This window comes from Kitasatospora sp. GP30 (assembly GCF_029892145.1).
Lineage (GTDB): Bacteria > Actinomycetota > Actinomycetes > Streptomycetales > Streptomycetaceae > Kitasatospora > Kitasatospora acidiphila.
In genome coordinates, this window is the sequence record NZ_JARZAH010000024.1 from 1 (window position 1) to 16580 (window position 16580).

At 72.8% G+C, this 16580-nt stretch carries 10 protein-coding genes and 1 pseudogene; 7 read left to right on the forward strand and 4 right to left on the reverse strand.

Annotated features, from left to right (window positions below; translation table 11 throughout):
- Positions 1-875: HAMP domain-containing protein (locus P3T35_RS26890; protein ID WP_280708062.1), on the reverse strand; the 875-nt coding region annotated here is incomplete at its 3' end.
- A gap of 195 nt (positions 876-1070) precedes the next feature.
- Positions 1071-1373 carry an STAS domain-containing protein gene (locus P3T35_RS26895; RefSeq protein WP_180356241.1) on the reverse strand — a complete coding sequence of 101 codons (303 nt, stop codon included), beginning with the start codon at positions 1371-1373 and terminating at the stop codon, positions 1071-1073.
- Between the two features lie 72 nt (positions 1374-1445).
- Between P3T35_RS26895 and P3T35_RS26900 the strand changes: the two are divergent.
- Positions 1446-1571, forward strand: a pseudogene (locus tag P3T35_RS26900) (DUF6328 family protein); the annotation flags it as partial.
- Between the two features lie 121 nt (positions 1572-1692).
- Here the strand turns inward: P3T35_RS26900 and P3T35_RS26905 are convergent.
- The gene (locus P3T35_RS26905; protein WP_280708065.1) at positions 1693-2556 is read right to left on the reverse strand and encodes a SigB/SigF/SigG family RNA polymerase sigma factor; all 864 of its coding nucleotides are present in this window, start codon (positions 2554-2556) and stop codon (positions 1693-1695) included.
- Between the two features lie 415 nt (positions 2557-2971).
- Here P3T35_RS26905 and P3T35_RS26910 point away from each other — a divergent pair, with 415 nt between their 5' ends.
- Complete coding sequence (locus tag P3T35_RS26910) at positions 2972-3550, forward strand: TetR/AcrR family transcriptional regulator (RefSeq protein ID WP_101378345.1); 579 nt, start codon at positions 2972-2974, stop codon at positions 3548-3550.
- Between the two features lie 80 nt (positions 3551-3630).
- Positions 3631-4818, forward strand: coding sequence for a GDSL-type esterase/lipase family protein (locus P3T35_RS26915; protein WP_180356242.1), 1188 nt, complete (start codon positions 3631-3633; stop codon positions 4816-4818).
- Between the two features lie 69 nt (positions 4819-4887).
- Here the strand turns inward: P3T35_RS26915 and P3T35_RS26920 are convergent, their stop codons facing one another.
- Positions 4888-5649, reverse strand: coding sequence for a hypothetical protein (locus P3T35_RS26920; protein ID WP_101378346.1), 762 nt, complete (start codon positions 5647-5649; stop codon positions 4888-4890).
- 303 nt (positions 5650-5952) lie between these two features.
- Here P3T35_RS26920 and P3T35_RS26925 point away from each other — a divergent pair, with 303 nt between their 5' ends.
- From P3T35_RS26925 to P3T35_RS26940, 4 genes are all read left to right on the forward strand, one after another.
- Positions 5953-6705 (forward strand): serine hydrolase, encoded by a 753-nt coding sequence (locus P3T35_RS26925; RefSeq protein ID WP_101384733.1) that lies wholly within the window; start codon positions 5953-5955, stop codon positions 6703-6705.
- 257 nt (positions 6706-6962) lie between these two features.
- Positions 6963-8933: a cellulase family glycosylhydrolase gene (locus tag P3T35_RS26930; RefSeq protein ID WP_280708072.1), complete on the forward strand. Its 1971-nt coding sequence runs from the start codon at positions 6963-6965 to the stop codon at positions 8931-8933.
- Between the two features lie 253 nt (positions 8934-9186).
- Positions 9187-9393, forward strand: a complete 207-nt coding sequence (locus P3T35_RS26935; protein ID WP_143676683.1) for a hypothetical protein — start codon at positions 9187-9189, stop codon at positions 9391-9393.
- A gap of 366 nt (positions 9394-9759) precedes the next feature.
- The gene (locus tag P3T35_RS26940) at positions 9760-16548 is read left to right on the forward strand and encodes a type I polyketide synthase (RefSeq protein ID WP_280708075.1); all 6789 of its coding nucleotides are present in this window, start codon (positions 9760-9762) and stop codon (positions 16546-16548) included.
- Positions 16549-16580 lie beyond the last annotated feature (32 nt).

Here is a 16580-nt window from a genome sequence, read left to right on the forward strand (position 1 = left end):
ACCTGACCGGTCAGATTCGACGCCATCACATTGACGTTGTCGGTGAGATCCTTCCACGTACCCGACACGCCGCGCACCGTCGCCTGCCCACCCAGATTGCCCTCGGTGCCGACGTCCCGCGCCACCCGGGTCACCTCGTCGGCGAACGCCGACAGCTGGTCGACCATCGTGTTGATGGTCTCCTTCAGCCGCAGGATCTCGCCACGGGCGTCCACCGTGATCTTCTGCGACAGGTCGCCCTCCGCGACCGCGGTGGCCACCTGGGCGATCGACCGCACCTGACCGGTCAGATTCGACGCCATCACATTGACGTTGTCGGTGAGATCCTTCCACGTACCCGACACGCCGCGCACCGTCGCCTGCCCACCCAGGATGCCGTCGCTGCCGACCTCGCGGGCCACCCGGGTCACCTCGTCGGCGAACGCCGACAACTGGTCGACCATCGTGTTGATGGTCTCCTTGAGCTCCAGGATCTCGCCGCGCGCGGCCACGGTGATCTTCTGCGACAGGTCGCCCTCCGCGACCGCCGTGGTGACCTGGGCGATGTTGCGCACCTGGTCGGTGAGGCGGCCGGCCATCGCGTTCACCCCGCGAGCCAGCTCAGCCCAAGCGCCCCGCACGCCGGGCACCTCGGCCTGGCCGCCGAGCCGGCCCTCGGTGCCGACCTCGCGGGAGACCCGGGTCACCTCGGCCGCGATCAGCGCCAGTTGCTCCACCATGCCGTTGAAGACCCGGTCGATCTCGCCCAGCAGCCCGTCGGCACTCTCCGGCAGCCGGACCGACATGTCGCCGTCGCGCACGGCCGTCAGGCCGGCCAGCAGCCTGCGCAGCGCCTCCTCGCCCCCCGGTCCGCCTGTCACTGCCGCTCGGGTCATCGGCCCCACCTCACTGCCGCTCAGCACTCCGCTTCACTCTCGAACAGCACCGCGCGGGGCACGTTCCGGCCTGGTCCACGGCGGTGGTCGACTGACGGGTGGTCATGTGCTGCTCCGTTCGTCAGGCGCGATCAGGGGTGGTGGCCTCGGCCTGCGCCACGCTGGCATGCACCTGGAAGACCTCCTCCGTGCCGGTCAGGGCCAGCAGCCGCAGCAGCCCGGACGCGGCGCCACCAGGTCGAGCCCGCCCCCGGCGGCCTGCGCGGCCGTGCGGGCCCTGAGGATCACGCTCAGGCCGGTGGAGTCGCAGAACCGCAGCCCGGCGCAGTCCACCAGGATGTACGGCCGCCGGCTGCGCACCTGCCGCTCCAGGGCGTCGCGCAGCAGTCCCGCGGTGTCCAGGTCCAGCTCGCCCTCCGGCGCCACCACGGCACCGTGTGCCCACGGCCGCACCGAGACGGTCATCGCCGGCTCGGTCTGCTCGTTCCGCGCGTCCATCAGAGCGCACCTCCGGTGCTTCCGGCGGGGCGTTTGCCCGGCGACCATCAGGACAAACGCCCTGCTGTGAGAATGCCGGAACGGGCTGGGCAGCCCCCCGAGGAGGGGCGCCATGAGACGCCCTTCGAGCGCGCGGACCGACGCTGGTCGGAGACCCTGCAGGAGGTCCGGGTAGCGCAGACCGGTGCCCAGATCCTGCACCGGCACTGAGCCCGGCGTCTCCGCTGCGTCGGCACCGGCACTGGGCCCGACATCCGGATCAGGCTGAGCCCGGGCGTCCGGATCAGTCGGTCAACTAGTCAACTGGTCAGTCGGATGGTCAGTCGGAGTCGAGGCGCTCACGCAGCTCCTTCAGGGTGGCCGCCAGCAACCGGGAGACGTGCATCTGGGATATCCCGACGCGGTCGGCGATCTGACTCTGCGTCAGATCGTCCCAGAAGCGCAGCACCAGGATACGCCGCTCGCGGTACGGCAGAGCCGCCAGCAGCGGTCTCACCGCCTCGCGGAAGTCGACCAGTTCGAGTTCCGCGTCCCGGTCGCCGAGTCGGTCGAGCAGCGAACTGCCCACCGGGTCCTCGCCATCGTGCGGGGCGTCCAACGAATCCGCGCGGCAGACCCGCCCGGCCGCCTGCCCCTCGGCCACCTGCGTCTCGTCCAGGCCCAGATCGGCGGCGATCTCCTCGGTGCGGGGCTCCCGGCCCAGGCGCTGCTGCAGGCGGTCGGAGCCGCGCACCACCGCCAGGTACAGCTCCTGCACGCTGCGTGGCACCCGCACCGGCCAGGAGGTGTCCCGGAAGTATCGCTTGATCTCGCCGGAGATGGTCGGGATCGCGTAGGTCACGAACTCCACGCCGCGGTCGAGGTCGTAGCCGTCGACGGCCTTGATCAGCCCGACCGTGCCGACCTGCAGCACGTCCTGCATCTCCTCCGGGCGGTGCCGGAAGCGGCCGGCCACGAAGCGCACCAGGGGCATGTTCAACTCGATGATGGTGCCGCGGACATAGCTGTAGGCCGCGGACTCGCGCTCCAGCCCGGCCAGCCGGGCGAACAGCGAGTCGCTCAGTTCACGGGCCTCGTCCTTGCCCATCGTGCGCAGCCGGGCCTGGCTGGGGCGCGGCGGCATCGGCGTGGTCGCGGGCCTCAGGGCAGTGGTCTCGGCGACGGCAGTCGCCGAAGCCGGCATGGCACTCATCTCCCGGGCATGGCAGGCGATACGCCCCGGGGCCGGCCGCTTGCGCACCGCTGCCCGTGGGGGATATCGAGAGTCGCCACCCGACTTCTGCAGGCGGCGACGAGTCGCGGTCGATCCGCGATCACTGAGTCCCCTACCCAGGCCCGCCACCCCCAATCAGCAGGGGCCGGCGTCGCGGGCCGCGAAGGTGTGCCCCCGTCACCGCCCGAGGGCGAGCAGTAGCAGGGTGACGCCGGCGTCCTGGGCGGCAACGATGATGGTTCACCGGCGCTCGGGCGGTCGGGTTGAGCGGTGCGAGCTGGTGCCGTCCGCCGATCTCCCCCACGCCCGGACTCTTCGGCTCATGGAGCTTGCCTAAAGGCTTTAGGCATGCACATAATCGCTTTCGTCAGATTGGAGAATGGTGATGGCACGGGCCGGACTGAGTGCGGATCGTTTGATCCAGGCGGGCGCGGAACTGGCCGACGAGGTCGGCTTCGAGCAGGTGACGGTCTCCGCGCTGGCACGCCGGTTCGATGTCAAGGTCGCGAGCTTGTACTCGCACCTGCGGAACTCCCAGGACCTGAAGACCGGGATCGCCCTGCTCGCCCTGGAGGAACTCGCCGACCGAGCGGCCACCGCGCTGGCCGGCCGGTCCGGCAAGGACGCCCTGTCCGCCCTCGCCAACGTCTACCGCGACTACGCCAGGGAGCATCCCGGCCGCTATGCCGCCGCCCAGCTCCGCCTGGACCCGCAGACCGCGGCCGCCAGCGCGGGCGTACGGAACGCGCAGCTGACCCGGGCGGTGCTGCGCGGCTACCACCTCTGCGAGCCGGACCAGACGCACGCCGTGCGGCTACTGGGCAGCACCTTCCACGGCTACGTCAGCCTTGAGCTGGGCGGCGGCTTCAGCCACAGTGCCCCCGACACCGAGGAGACCTGGACGCGGATCCTGGACGCCCTCGACGCCCTGCTCCGCAACTGGCCTACTTCATCGTCGAGTTGAGCGAGGTCGCCAAGTCACTGAGGCACTGAGTTGCCGAGTTGGCAGACCTCCCTCCCCCGACCCAGGACAGGCATTCGCCGATGAGCACCCCGACCCAGCTGACCACCACCCCCATCACCGCCGAACTGCTGCGCGGTGCCCTCGACTTGGAGCACACCGCGCACGGCGTGCTCCCGCACCGCCTGCCCGCCCGGGCTCGCGCGCAGTGTGCGGACCCGCAGTTGGCCATGGCGGAGTCCCAGCCGTCCGGCGTGCGGCTGGCCTTCCGCACCGGCGCCAGCGTCATCGAGCTCGACGCCCTGGCCACCAAGCGGGTCTACCCGGGTGCCCCGCCCCGGCCGGACGGCGTCTACGACCTGCGCATCGACGGCCAGTTGGCCGGGCAGGCCAGCCTGACCACCGGCAACACCCTGACCATCGACATGGCCGCCGGCACCGCCACTTCGCAACCCGGCCCGGTCGGTACCCTCCGCTTCGCCGACCTGCCGGCGGGCGAGAAGGATGTCGAGATCTGGCTGCCGCACAACGAGACCACCGAGCTCGTCGCCCTGCGCACCGACGGCCCGGTGGCGCCACTGTCCGACGGTGAGCGCACCGTGTGGCTGCACCACGGCAGTTCGATCAGCCATGGCTCCGAGGCCGCCAGCCCCAGCACCACCTGGCCCGCGCTGGCCGCGGCGGCCGGGCGGGCGCAGCTCATCAACCTGGGCCTGGCTGGCAGCGCCCTGCTCGACCCGTTCACCGCCCGGGCGCTGCGCGACACCCCGGCGGATCTGATCAGCGTCAAGCTGGGCATCAACGTGGTCAACTCCGACCTGATGCGCCTGCGTGCCTTCACCCCAGCCGTCCACGGCTTCCTGGACACCATCCGTGAGGGCCATCCGAACACCCCGCTGCTGGTCGTCTCCCCCATCCTGTGCCCGATGCACGAGGACACCCCCGGCCCCACCGGTTACGACTTCGCCGCCCTGAGCTCCGGCGAGCTGCGCTTCTGCGCCACGGGCGACCCCGCCGAGACCGCGACCGGGAAGCTCACGCTGCGCGTCATCCGTGCCGAGCTCGCCCGCATCGTCGAGCAGCGCGCCACCGAGGACCCCCACCTCCACCACCTCGACGGCCGCGAGTTGTACGGCGAGGCCGACGCCGCCCGGCTGCCGCTCCCCGACGGCCTGCACCCGGACGCCGCCACCCACCGCCACATCGCCGAGCGGTTCTCCGAACTCGCCTTCGGCGCCACCGGGCCGTTCGGGCGACCGGTGACGAGCTGAGCCCTCCGCGGCGGCGCTGCCCGGTGTGCTGGGCGTGCCCGCTCTGCACTGCGAACGCCCGCCGAACGCTCAGCAGTGCCGCCCACCGTGCTGGACACGCCCGCTCCGCACGGCGATCGCCCGCCAGAGCAGGAGCAGCACGGCAGCCCCGAGCAGGCCGCGTTTGAGCAGGTCCGGGTGCGGCAACCCGGCGCCGAGGGTGAGCGGTTCGGGCGTCGCTGCCACGGCGGCGTCGGCCTCGTTCGCGCGAAGAGTGCCCAGGTCGGTGCCGACCGAGGCGGCCAGCACGCCGAGTGCCGATTCGGGGTCGGCCGGGAAGCGGGCGATTGCGTCGCGCCGCAGCCCGTCCAGCTCGCTCCTGCTCAACACGGCGGAGGAGAGCCAGAGTTGCTGGTCGGCCAGGATGACGCAGGTGGGGCTGGGATCGTATCCGGTCAGGGCGAGGTCATGGCAGAGCCGGTCGGCCAGTTGCTGGGCTCCTCCGGCGAACTGTGCTGAGGGCGCCGGGAGTTGGGCCACGTAGAGGCCGCCGCCGGCGTCCTGCACAACGGTCTCCATCGCGGACGCGTCGGCGGAGTCGATGGCCTGCGGCAGGTAGACGGGGTCGTCCCTGAGGTCATCCTCGGCGCTCCGGAGCGCACCATCGCGCGGTGGTGGCAGCACCGACGGGGTGGCGGCAGGCGTCACCCGCAGGGCCGGCAGGACGAGTGGTGGGGCAGCGAGCTGGAACACGGACCGCACCGGTCTTCGCACCAGGGACAGCACTACCCCGGCCGCCCCCGCGACCGAGAGGGCCAACGCCGCCACGGCCAGCAGGCTGGCGAGTCGCAACGGTCTGCGCGATCTTCGACGCGGCATGGGCGATCACCCCTCCGCCATCGTCCTGCCGAGTCAACTGCTAAGCAAGAGGCAGGAGTTGTCGCAGTGGCGTCAATTCGCACACGGCCGCCGGCATGCCTCACGGGATGGCCCAGGAGAGCGGGACCCATGGGCGCGAAGCTGACCCCTTCACCGACCGACCCCGTCGCGAGCCAGCGGGGTCGGCGCCGTCCCAAGCCATGCCAACCCGTCCTCACCCGCACGGACCAGGCGAGTACCGGACCTCTCGACCGGCCGGGCGGCTACCATGAGGCCGTGCTCTCGGTGGTGGTGGCGCCCTGGCGGCGTGATCCGTTGGTCCTGCGCAACGCGCGGGTGCCGCACGAGGCTGCCAGCACCATGAAGATGGCCGTACTGGCGGCCCTGTACCGCAGCGGCCTCGACTGGGAGCTGCCGGTGCCGGTGGTGAACCGGCACCGCTCGGTGACCGGCGGCGAGTACGCCAACACCCGGGACTGGGACGGCGATCCGCTGCCGTGGCAGCGCCTCGGCGAGCGGGTGCCGCTGCGCTGGCTGGCCGAGCGGATGGTGCGGCACTCCTCCAATCTGGCGACCAATCTGTGCCTGAGTCAGGTCGGGGCGGCCGCCGTCGCACAGGTGTGGCAGCGGGCCGGGGCGGTGAGCCGGACGCCGCGGGGCATCGAGGACAAGGCCGCCCGCGAGGCCGGGGTGCACAACCGGGTGAGTGCGCTCGATCTGGTCCTGCTGCTGGAGTCGCTGGAGCCCGCGGTGCTGGCCATGCTGGAGCACAACGCGCACGGGGTGGACCTCGCGGCCGGCCTGCCGTCCGGCACCCGCCTGGCCGGGAAGAACGGCTGGCTTCCCGGGGCGCGGCACAGTGCCGCGGTGATCCACCCGCCCGACGCGCCGCCCTATGCGCTCGCCGTCTGCTACACCGGCCCGCTGGCCAACGGCGAGGACGTGCACGATCCCGCCGCCCGCCTGCTGGCCCGCATCTCGGCGGGGGTGTGGCAGCGGCGGCATGCCATTGCCACTGCTGCTTCCTGACGACTGGTCGGCACCACCGCTTGCCGTCAATGCGAGATTCGCCCGGGTTTCCGCATCGCGCCTTCGCTGAATTTCACGTGCCCGCCGGGAGACGTTCAAAGCGCTGTTGCGTTTGGTTGCGTGCCCCGATTTCCCCGCTACCTATGGTTTTCGCCGCGCCGCTGGGCGACCATGTCGCCGGAGCGCTGCGGGCCTGCCCTACCCGGGGCTGCCCCTCGATCCCCCTGCCTCACACCCCACCCCTGGAGACACCTACCGTGACTTCCGCCAGCCCGGCTCGCGCGACCCGAGCACTGCGCCGCCACCTGATCGTGGCGGCCGCCACAGCCGTGGCCCTGCTGGGCGGTCCGGCCGGCATCGCCGCCGCACCCGCCTCCGCCACCACCGTCACCAGCGCACCGGCCACTGCGGTGCTGACCGGTGCCCAGCTGTCCGCGTCCTGGACCGGCCCACTCAGTACCCGGGGCCGCTACATCGTGGACGCGGGCGGCAACCGGTTCAAGCTCAAGGCCGGCAACTGGTCGGGCGCCCAGGGCACTTGGGAGGGAAGCGGGGACGTCAACGACCCGGCGAACAACCAGGCCGGACAGGTGTCGCACAACATACCGCTCGGCCTGGACCGCGCGCCGATGGGCGAGATCCTGGCGGGCTTCCACAGCCTCGGCCTGAACGCCATCCGGCTGCCGTTCGCCAATGCGCTGATCCACGACACCAGCACCGTGCCGGACTCCGCCGTCGCCGCCAACCCGCAGTTGAAGGGCCTGACGCCGCTCCAGGTCTATGACGCCGTGGTGGCCGCGCTGACCGGTGACGGCTTCGCGGTGATCCTCAACAACCACACCACCAGTTACCGGTTCTGCTGCGGGCTGGACGGCAACGAGCGCTGGAACAGCGGCCAGACCACCCAGCAGTGGGAGGCCGACTGGCTGTTCATGGTGAACCGCTACAAGGCCAACAAGCGGGTGGTGGGCGCCGATCTGCGCAACGAGGTGCGTCGCGACACCTGGGACGACCCCAACTGGGGCATGGGTGACAGCCATGACGAGTACTCGGCGTTCGAGGAGGCGGGCAATCAGATCCTCCAGGCCGACCCGGACATGCTGGTCATCATGGAGGGCATCAACTGGCAGGGCATCCCGACCGCCATCACCGCCCACGGCCGACCCATGCTCACCCCGGTCGCGAACCTCTCCAACACCCTGATCAACTCGGGCAAGTTGGTCTACTCGGCGCACTTCTACGCCTACACCGGCCCCGCCAACACCGGTGCCAGCAGCGGCCTGGGCGCCACCAGCGACCCGCGCTACGAAGACTTCACCCCCGACCAGCTCGCCCAAGTGGTCAACCAGGAAGCCCTGTTCGTCACCCAGTCCGGCCAGCACTTCACCGCCCCGGTGTGGGTGAGCGAGTTCGGCGCGGCCGGGCGCGGCTCCACCGACACCAAGGAGCAGGCCTGGTTCGACAGTTTCACCGACATCCTGGTGAAGAACGACACCGATTTCGCCGTCTGGCCGCTGGTCGGCTGGACCGATGCCAACGGCAACCCGCAGGACAACTGGGCGCTGCTCGACTACACCAGCAGCGGCACCCAGCTCAGCCTCAACGACCCCGGCGACTGGCGGGCCGCCGACTGGAACAAGCTCGTCAACGCACCCTCGTACGGCGGCCAGGTGCCGCAGGTGAACCACTGGAACATGCTCGATCTCGACCACGGCGACCAGGACGTCTCGGCCACCATGCTGGCGCAGGGCGACTGGAGTTACGGCAACCGCAAGGGCAACTGCCCCGACACCGAGCGCCTGGTGGGCCTCGGCCGCAGCGACAGCCGCGGCCTCTGCACGGACGCCGGCCAACCGGCCACCACCGGGGGCCAGTTCACCACCGTCACCGACGAGCGCTATGTCACCGAGGGCGACTGGGCCTCCGGCTACAACAAACTCCAGTGCCCCGACAACACCTTCGCGGTCGGCTACAGCGTCAACAAGAACGCCATGTCGGCACTGCTCTGCGCGCCGTCCAGCCGCCCGCTGCCCACCGGCGGCCATGACGTCTGGTTCGACCACGGCGACAACCGGCCGACCAGCGGCGGCTCGACCGCCAGCGACTGGGCTCCCGGGTACTACAAGGGCCAGTGCGCCGACAACGAGTACGTCGCCGGTGTCGCCTACACCTGGCAGTGGCTGCAGTACGGCGTCCCGGACGCGCTGCTCTGCCGTCCGCTGAGCTGACATCGCACCAGCAGAAGGCGCCTGCGGCCCCTCAGAACGGCCGCAGGTCCGCCGGGCCAGTAGGCCATCACCGACAGCCTGGTGGGCATCCACTGCGCCGCACTGGCTCCGGGCGACTTCCAGATCCTGGCCGGGCACGGCGGCTCGATGGTGTGGTCGCCGCTGTCGAACCTGCTGCTCTACGGCCAGACCGCGACATCGCCGCCGCCAAGCAGGCCGGCAACTGGCGCTGGACGAGATCCGCCCCGCTGGCATGACCCTGCGCCCCCGACTGCCGCTACACACCACCCCGCCCCAGCCGCCCGCACCCACCACGCCCACCGCTCCCCCGGACCACCTGATCGCCCTCGACCTGGACGAACTCACCGCCACCCTCGACACCGGCTTCATCCAGCGACTCGGCAGCGGGGCCAATCTGCCCATCCCGTACCGCACAGCCCTTGCGGCGCTGGTGAGTTGACGATCAGCGCCGGGGCTTCACCGCATGTTCGAGTCGTACCCCTGATCCTGACAGGCCATCAGGAGGGTTCGCAAGAAGCCGCAAGCACTTGCGTGCGCGTCAACCGCCAACCTTGGGGGAAAGCCTTGATGACTGGGCGTCAGCTTGTGACGGGGATGCAAGGTGCCCCTGCACGTGCCATTGACATGTACGTGCAACCCTGCCTTAACCTGGCTGGCGCTACCAGTGGGTAGCGTCGGATTCGAACCGGGGCGCGGATTTTCGCGAACACCCTCCGCACAGCCTGTGAGGGTATCTTGCCGCGCCTGAATCCGGGAGTCGCCCCTGCCCCCAACTGCGCCGTGACTCAGCATCGGAGAGAGCCTGATGAGGCCGACGAGGCCCGCGTTGCCGCTGCCCGACGTCATCGTCGGGATCACCCCGTTCCATGAACCCGACGCCGGGCTCGCCGAGGCCGTGTGCCGCGCGGGTGGCCTCGGCGTGCTCGACCTCGGCCGGGGCGACCGCCGGGCCCGGGAGGAGCTCACCGCGCTGCGGGAACGCGCACCCGGGCGCTTCGGGGTCCGGATCGGACCGCAATGCCGGCTCACCCCCGAGGAGTTGCGCGGCGACGGCGCCGACCAGCCGGAGATCCTGGTGCTGCCCGCCGGGCTGCCCGGCTGGGAGCTCGCGGAACTCGCCACCGAGTACCGGCTGCTGGTGGAGGTGACCGACCTGGCGCAGGCGCTGTCCGCCGCCCGGGCGGGTGCTGCCGGGCTGATCGCACGGGGTTGCGAAAGTGGCGGCAGAGTCGGAGAGTTAAGCGCCTTCGTGCTGCTCCAGGAGCTGCTCGCGGAGCCGCTACTCGGGCTACCAGTGTGGGCCTGCGGTGGCATCGGCCCGTCCACCGCGGCCGCCGCCGTGGCCGGCGGGGCAGCCGGCGTGGTGCTGGACACCCAACTCGCGCTGCTCGCCGAGTCGGCCGCGCCGGACGAGGCGGTGGCCGCCCTGCGGGGCATGGACGGCTCGGAGACCGTCGTGGTCGACGGGGTCCGGCTGCTGCGGCGCGGTGGCACGGAGTTGATGGTGGGTCAGGAAGGCTTCCTGGCCGCTCGGTTCGCCGAGCAGTACGGCACGGTGGAGCGAGCGGTGCGCGCCGTGCGGGAGGCGGTGGCCGGGGTGCTGCGGGCGGTGGCCGAACCCGGCGCAGCCGATGCCCTGCTAGGGCCCGATGCGCCGCTCAGCCGGGCGCTCGGCACCCGGCTGCCGGTGGCGCAGGGGCCGATGACGCGGGTGAGCGATGAGCCCGGGTTCGCGGCCGCGGTGGCCAAGGCCGGTGCGCTGCCGTTCGTGGCGCTGGCACTGGCAGGCCCGGAGCAGACCCGAGAGCTGCTCGCCCGGACCGCCGCCGAGATCGGTGGACTCCCCTGGGGTGTCGGGGTGCTGGGCTTCGCGCCGGAGGAGGTGCGCAGCGCCCAGCTGGCCGAGGTGCTGGCCGCGCGGCCCAGCCATGCGGTGATCGCGGGTGGCCGCCCCTCGCAGGCCCGGGCATTGGAGCAGGCCGGGATCCGCACCTTCCTGCACGTGCCCTCCCCCGGGTTGCTGCGGCAGTTCCTGGAGGACGGCGCGCGCCGGTTCGTCTTCGAGGGTTCCGAGTGCGGCGGCCATGTCGGGCCGCGGCACAGCTTTCCGCTCTGGGAGGCGCAACTGGCCGTGCTGGCCGACTTCCTGAAGACGGCGAAGGAGCCGCAGTCGATCGAGGTGCTGTTCGCGGGCGGGGTGCATGACGAGCGGTCGGCGGCCATGGTGGCGGCGCTGGCCGCGCCGCTCGCCCAACAAGGGGTGGCAGCCGGGCTGTTGATGGGCACCGCGTACCTGTTCACCGAGGAGGCGGTGGCACACGGGGCGGTGCGGCCGGCCTTCCAGCGCCAGGTCTGCCGGGCGCGCGGCACCGAGCTGCTGCAGACCGCCCCCGGGCATGCCACGCGGTGCGTGCCGAGCCCGTTCACCGCGGAGTTCGCGCGCCTGAGCGCCCGGTTGCGGGACCAGGGCGTGCCGGACCGCGAGGCCTGGGAGCGGTTGGAGCGGCTGAACGTCGGCCGGCTGCGGATCGCCAGCAAGGGTGTGGACCGGGTCGACGGCGAACTGGCCCAAGTGGACGAGCCCGGGCAGCTGGCGCAGGGGATGTTCATGGCCGGGCAGGTGGCCGTGCTGCGTTCCCGGACCACCACGCTGGCCGAGCTGCACACCGCCGTCAGCAGCGGCGCGGCCGAGTACCTGACCGACCGGGCACGGCAGTTGACACAGGGCCGGTGGGAGGCGGAGAAGCCGGCTGCGGCGCCGCTGGAGATCGCGGTGGTCGGCATGGCGGGCATGTTCCCGCAGGCGCCGGACCTGCCCGCGTTCTGGGCCAACATCCTGGCGGGGGTTGACACGGTCACCGAGGTTCCCGCCGAGCGATGGGACCCGGCGCTCTACCACTCACCGGACGGCGGGCCCGGCACCACCCCGTCCAAGTGGGGCGGCTTCCTGCCGCGGATCCCGTTCGACCCGCTCAGCTACGGCATCCCCCCGGCCGCACTGGGCAGCATCGAGCCGGTGCAGCTGCTGGCCCTGGAGGCGGCCCGGCGGGCGCTGCTGGACGCCGGGTACGACGGCGGCGACGGCTCGGGCGGCCGGCCGTTCGACCGGTCCCGCACCAGCGTGGTGTTCGGCGCGGAGGCGGGCAGCGACCTGTCGAACGCGGGTGTGCTGGGCGCGGTGCTGCCGGGGTACCTGGGCGGCGCCGTGCCGCCCGCGATCGCCGAGCAACTGCCCCAGGTCACCGAGGACTCGTTCCCGGGCATGCTGGCCAATGTGATCTCCGGCCGGATCGCCAACCGGCTCGACCTCGGCGGCGGCAACTTCACCGTGGACGCGGCCTGCGCCTCCTCGCTCGCCGCCCTGGACGTGGCCTGCAAGGAACTGGTTGCCGGGACGGCGGACTTGGCGCTGTGCGGCGGTGCCGACCTGCACAACGGGATCAACGACTACCTGCTTTTCGCGTCGGTGCACGCCCTCTCGCCGACCGGGCGCTCCCGCCCGTTCGATGCCACCGCCGACGGCATCGCCCTCGGTGAGGGGGTGGGCTGCCTGGTGCTCAAGCGGCTGGCCGACGCGGAGCGGGACGGCGACCGGGTGTACGCGGTGATCCAGGGCATCGGCAGCGCCAGTGACGGCCGTTCGCTGGGCCTGACCGCGCCGCGCCCCGAGGGGCAGCGCGCCGCGCTGGAGCGCGCCTACCGCCAGGCGGGGTTCGGCCCGGCCGAGGTGGGCCTGGTGGAGGCGCACGGCACCGGGACGGTGGTCGGCGACCGTACCGAACTGGCCACGCTGACCCAGGTGTTCACGGAGGCGGGTGCGGCGCCTGGCAGTTGTGCGCTGGGGTCGGTGAAATCGCAGATCGGGCACACCAAGTGCGCGGCCGGGCTGGCCGGCCTGATCAAGGCAGCGCTGGCACTGCACACCGGCGTCAAGCCTCCGACCCTGCACCTGAGCCGGCCGAACCCGGCTTGGGAGGCAGAGCAGAGCCCGTTCGGCTTCCACGCCGAGGCCCGGCCGTGGGCGGTGCCGGCGGCCCAACGGGTGGCCGGGGTCAGCGCGTTCGGCTTCGGTGGCACCAACTTCCATGCGGTGCTGCGTGGTTACCAAGGCGCCACGCCGACTCACGGTCTGCAGGAGTGGCCGGCCGAGCTGTTCCTGTTCCGGGGCCCCGATCAGGCGCGTGCGCTACGCACGGTGACCGAGGTGCTGCGGCCGGCCGAGGCGCCGGGCGCACCGTGGCGGCTGCGCGACCTGGCGCTGGTCGCCGCCCGGCTGGCGGAGTCCGCACATGGACCGGTGCGGGTGGCGGTGGTGGCGGGCACGGTCGAGGAGCTGTGCGGGCTGCTGCGGCGGGCGCTGGCCGGGGAGAGCGACCCGGCGGCCGGGCTGCACGTGGCCGATGGGGAGAATCCCGGGCAGGTGGCCTTCCTCTTTCCCGGCCAGGGCAGTCAACGGCCTGGTATGTTCGCCGAGTTGTTCGCCGCCTTCCCGGGCCTGCAGCGGTATCTGCGGCACGGCGAGGGGTATGCGGAGGTGCTCTATCCGCCGACCGCGTTCACCGCCGAGGGTCGGGAGCGGCAGCGCGCCGCGCTCACCGACACCCGGGTGGCGCAGCCGGTGCTGGGCATGACGGGCTTGGCGGCCCATGAGCTGCTGGCGCTGGCCGGGGTCCGCCCCGACCTGGCCGGCGGGCACAGCTACGGCGAGTTGGTCGCGCTCTGCGCCGCGGGGGCGCTGGCCGCGCAGGAGCTGCCCGCGCTGAGCGCCGAGCGGGCGCGGGCCATCCTGGACGCGGTGGGCGCGGGGGCCGACCCCGGAGCGATGGCGGCAGTGACGGCCGGGGCCGAGCAGGTCCAACGAGTACTCACAGCGGGCGGCTTGGCGGGCCGGGTGGTGACCGCCAACCACAACGCACCCCAGCAGACGGTGATTTCCGGGCCGACGGCCGAACTGACCGCCGCGATGGAGCTGTTGCGAGAGGCGGGGTGCGGAGTCAAGCGGTTGCCGGTGGCCTGTGCGTTCCACAGTCCGCTGGTGGCCGGCGCGGGTCGGCGGTTTGCGGGCGCGCTGGCCGAACGGGTGGTGCGGGTACCGGAGTTCCCGGTCTACGGCAACCGTTCCGCGAGCCCGTACCCGGCGGAGCCGGACGGCGTTCGGGCGGAGTTGGCGGAGCAGATCGGCGCCGAGGTGCGGTTCACCGACCAGGTGGCGGCGATGTACGCGGCCGGCGCCCGGATATTCGTGGAGGCCGGGCCCGGTTCGGTGCTGACCCGGCTGGTGAAGGCCGTGCTCGGCGACCGGCCGCACCGCGCGATCTCCCTGGAGGCCCGGCGCGGCGGCCTGCCCGGGTTCCTCGACGCGCTGGCCGAACTGGCCGTCGCGGGCGTTCCGGTGCACACCGGCCGCCTGCTGCGCGGCCGCGATGCGGTGGACCCCGGGCGGGTGAAGGCCGCACGCCGCCCCGGCTGGACGGTGGACGGACAGCTGGTCCGCACCGCCGACGGCGAACTCCTGCCCGGTGCGCTCGCACCGGCCCGACCCGTACCGGAGGCCCTGATGGCACCGCAGCAGGCCGGCGGCAGACCGTCCGCCGGCGATGAGCTGATCGCGGATTTCCTGCGCAGCAGCCGGGAGTTGATCCAGGCGCAGCGGGATGTGCTGCTCACCTACTTCGGTGGGGCGCAGGGCGTGCCCGCGGTGGCTGCCGTCGCGGTCCCGGCGCCCGTCGCGATGCCCGTGGCGGCGTCCGTCGCAGTCCCGGTGGCGGCCACTGCCGTTGAGCCTCCGACCGCGGGGGCCACGGACCTGCTGGGCGTGGTGATCGAGGTGATCAGCGAACGCACCGGCTACCCCGCCGACATGATCGAGCCCGACCTCGACCTCGAAGCCGACCTCAGCATCGACTCCATCAAACGCGCCGAAATCGTCGGCCAACTCGGAAAGCGCCTCGGCACCGAACTCGGCGAACTGACCGACGACGAAATCGACGAACTCGCCCGCGCCCGCACCACCGCCGCCATCACCACCTGGCTCACCACCAGAACCGCCCAACCCCCGGCACCGGCCGCCAAGGCAGGAGCGATCACCGCATCCACCGTCGCCGGCCACGAACCCGCCCGGCTGCTGTTCCAGCCGGCACCCCTCGCCGCCCCGGACCCCGCGACCGCCCCGCCCCTGGCCGGCCAGCGGGTCGCACTGCTCGGCACCGGCCCCGGCGGCGCGGCGCAGGCCCTCGCGGCCCGTCTGACGGCCGCCGGTGCGCAGCCGCTCCTGGTGGACGGCGACCACCTGCTGTCGGACGCCGATGGCGCAGTCGACGCGGTCGTCATGCTGGACCCGCTCAGCGGGCAGGGCGCGCCCGTGCTGCCCGGCGCGGTGCCCGCCTTGCAGGCCGCGCTGGCCCGCGCGCCACGGCAGTTGCTCGCCGCCCGCCGCGCCGCGCCCGCCGACCACGCTCGGGCGGACGGCCTGCGCGGCCTGTTCCGCACCCTGGCCCGCGAGTACCCCGACCTGACCGCCCGACTCGTCGAGCTCGACCCGGCAGCGGACCCGGAGGCAGCGGACCCCGAGGCCGTGGCTCAGGCCCTGCTCGGCGAGCTGCTCGCCCCCGACCGCGAGCCGGTGGTGCTGCACACCCCAGCCGGCCGTCAGGCCCTCACCCTGGTGCCGGCACCGCTGGGCCTGCTGGGCAGCACGGGCGCCGGGCCGGCTGGTGACGGCGTGGCGGAGGCCGCCGCGCTGGGCCTGGACCGCGAGGCCGTGGTGCTGCTGGTCGGCGGCGCCCGCGGGATCACCGCGCGGTTCGCGGCCACCCTCGCCGCGGCGGCGCGCTGCCGCCTGGAGTTGCTCGGTCGCACCGCGCTCCCGGAGGGCCCCGAGGATCCGGCGACGGCGACCGCCCTGGACCGCACGGCGCTGCGGGCCGCGCTCGCCCGCCAGGGTGTGCCGCTGCCCGAGGTGGAGCGGACCGCTGCCCGGCTGCTGGCCGGCCGCGAGGTCACCGCGACCCTGGACGAGCTGGCCGCGCTCGGCGCGCAGGCCCGCTACCAGTCCGTGGACGCCGCCGACCCGGCCGCGTTGCGACAGGCGGTCAAGGAGGTCTACGCCGCGCATGGCCGGCTCGACGGCGTGGTCTACGCGGCGGGCGTGATCGAGGACAAGGTGCTGGCGGAGAAGGACCTGGAGTCGTTCCGGCGGGTGTTCGCCACCAAGGCCGAGGGGGCGCGGACCCTGCTCGACGCGCTCGCCGAACTCCCGGGCAGCGGGCCGCGGTTCACCGTGCTGTTCGGCAGCATCGCGGCCGCGCTGGGCAATCGCGGCCAGGCCGATTATGCGGCGGCGAACGACGCGCTGGAGGAGTTGGGTGCCCGCTGGGCGGCGCGGACGGGCCGCCGGGCGCTGACCGTGCACTGGGGCCCGTGGGCGCCGGACGGTGCGCACGGCGGCATGGTCTCCCCGGAGCTGGCGCGGGACTACGAGCGGCGCGGGGTACGGCTGATCGACCCGGCGGCGGGCAGCCTGGCGCTGTTGCGTGAGCTGGCCTGGGGTGAGGAGTCGGTCCGGTCCGTGGTCTACACGGCGTCGGGCTGGTGACCCCGGTGACGTCTGCGACGGAGCCACGTCCC

Excerpts from the sequence above, each read along its gene's own strand:
- P3T35_RS26935 (WP_143676683.1), top strand. The coding sequence starts at position 9,187 with ATGACCCTGCGCCCCCGACTGCCGCTACACACCACCCCGCCCCAGCCG.
- P3T35_RS26895 (WP_180356241.1), bottom strand. The coding sequence starts at position 1,373 with ATGGACGCGCGGAACGAGCAGACCGAGCCGGCGATGACCGTCTCGGTG.
- P3T35_RS26910 (WP_101378345.1), top strand. The coding sequence starts at position 2,972 with ATGGCACGGGCCGGACTGAGTGCGGATCGTTTGATCCAGGCGGGCGCG.
- P3T35_RS26915 (WP_180356242.1), top strand. The coding sequence starts at position 3,631 with ATGAGCACCCCGACCCAGCTGACCACCACCCCCATCACCGCCGAACTG.
- P3T35_RS26940 (WP_280708075.1), top strand. The coding sequence starts at position 9,760 with ATGAGGCCGACGAGGCCCGCGTTGCCGCTGCCCGACGTCATCGTCGGG.
- P3T35_RS26905 (WP_280708065.1), bottom strand. The coding sequence starts at position 2,556 with ATGCCGGCTTCGGCGACTGCCGTCGCCGAGACCACTGCCCTGAGGCCC.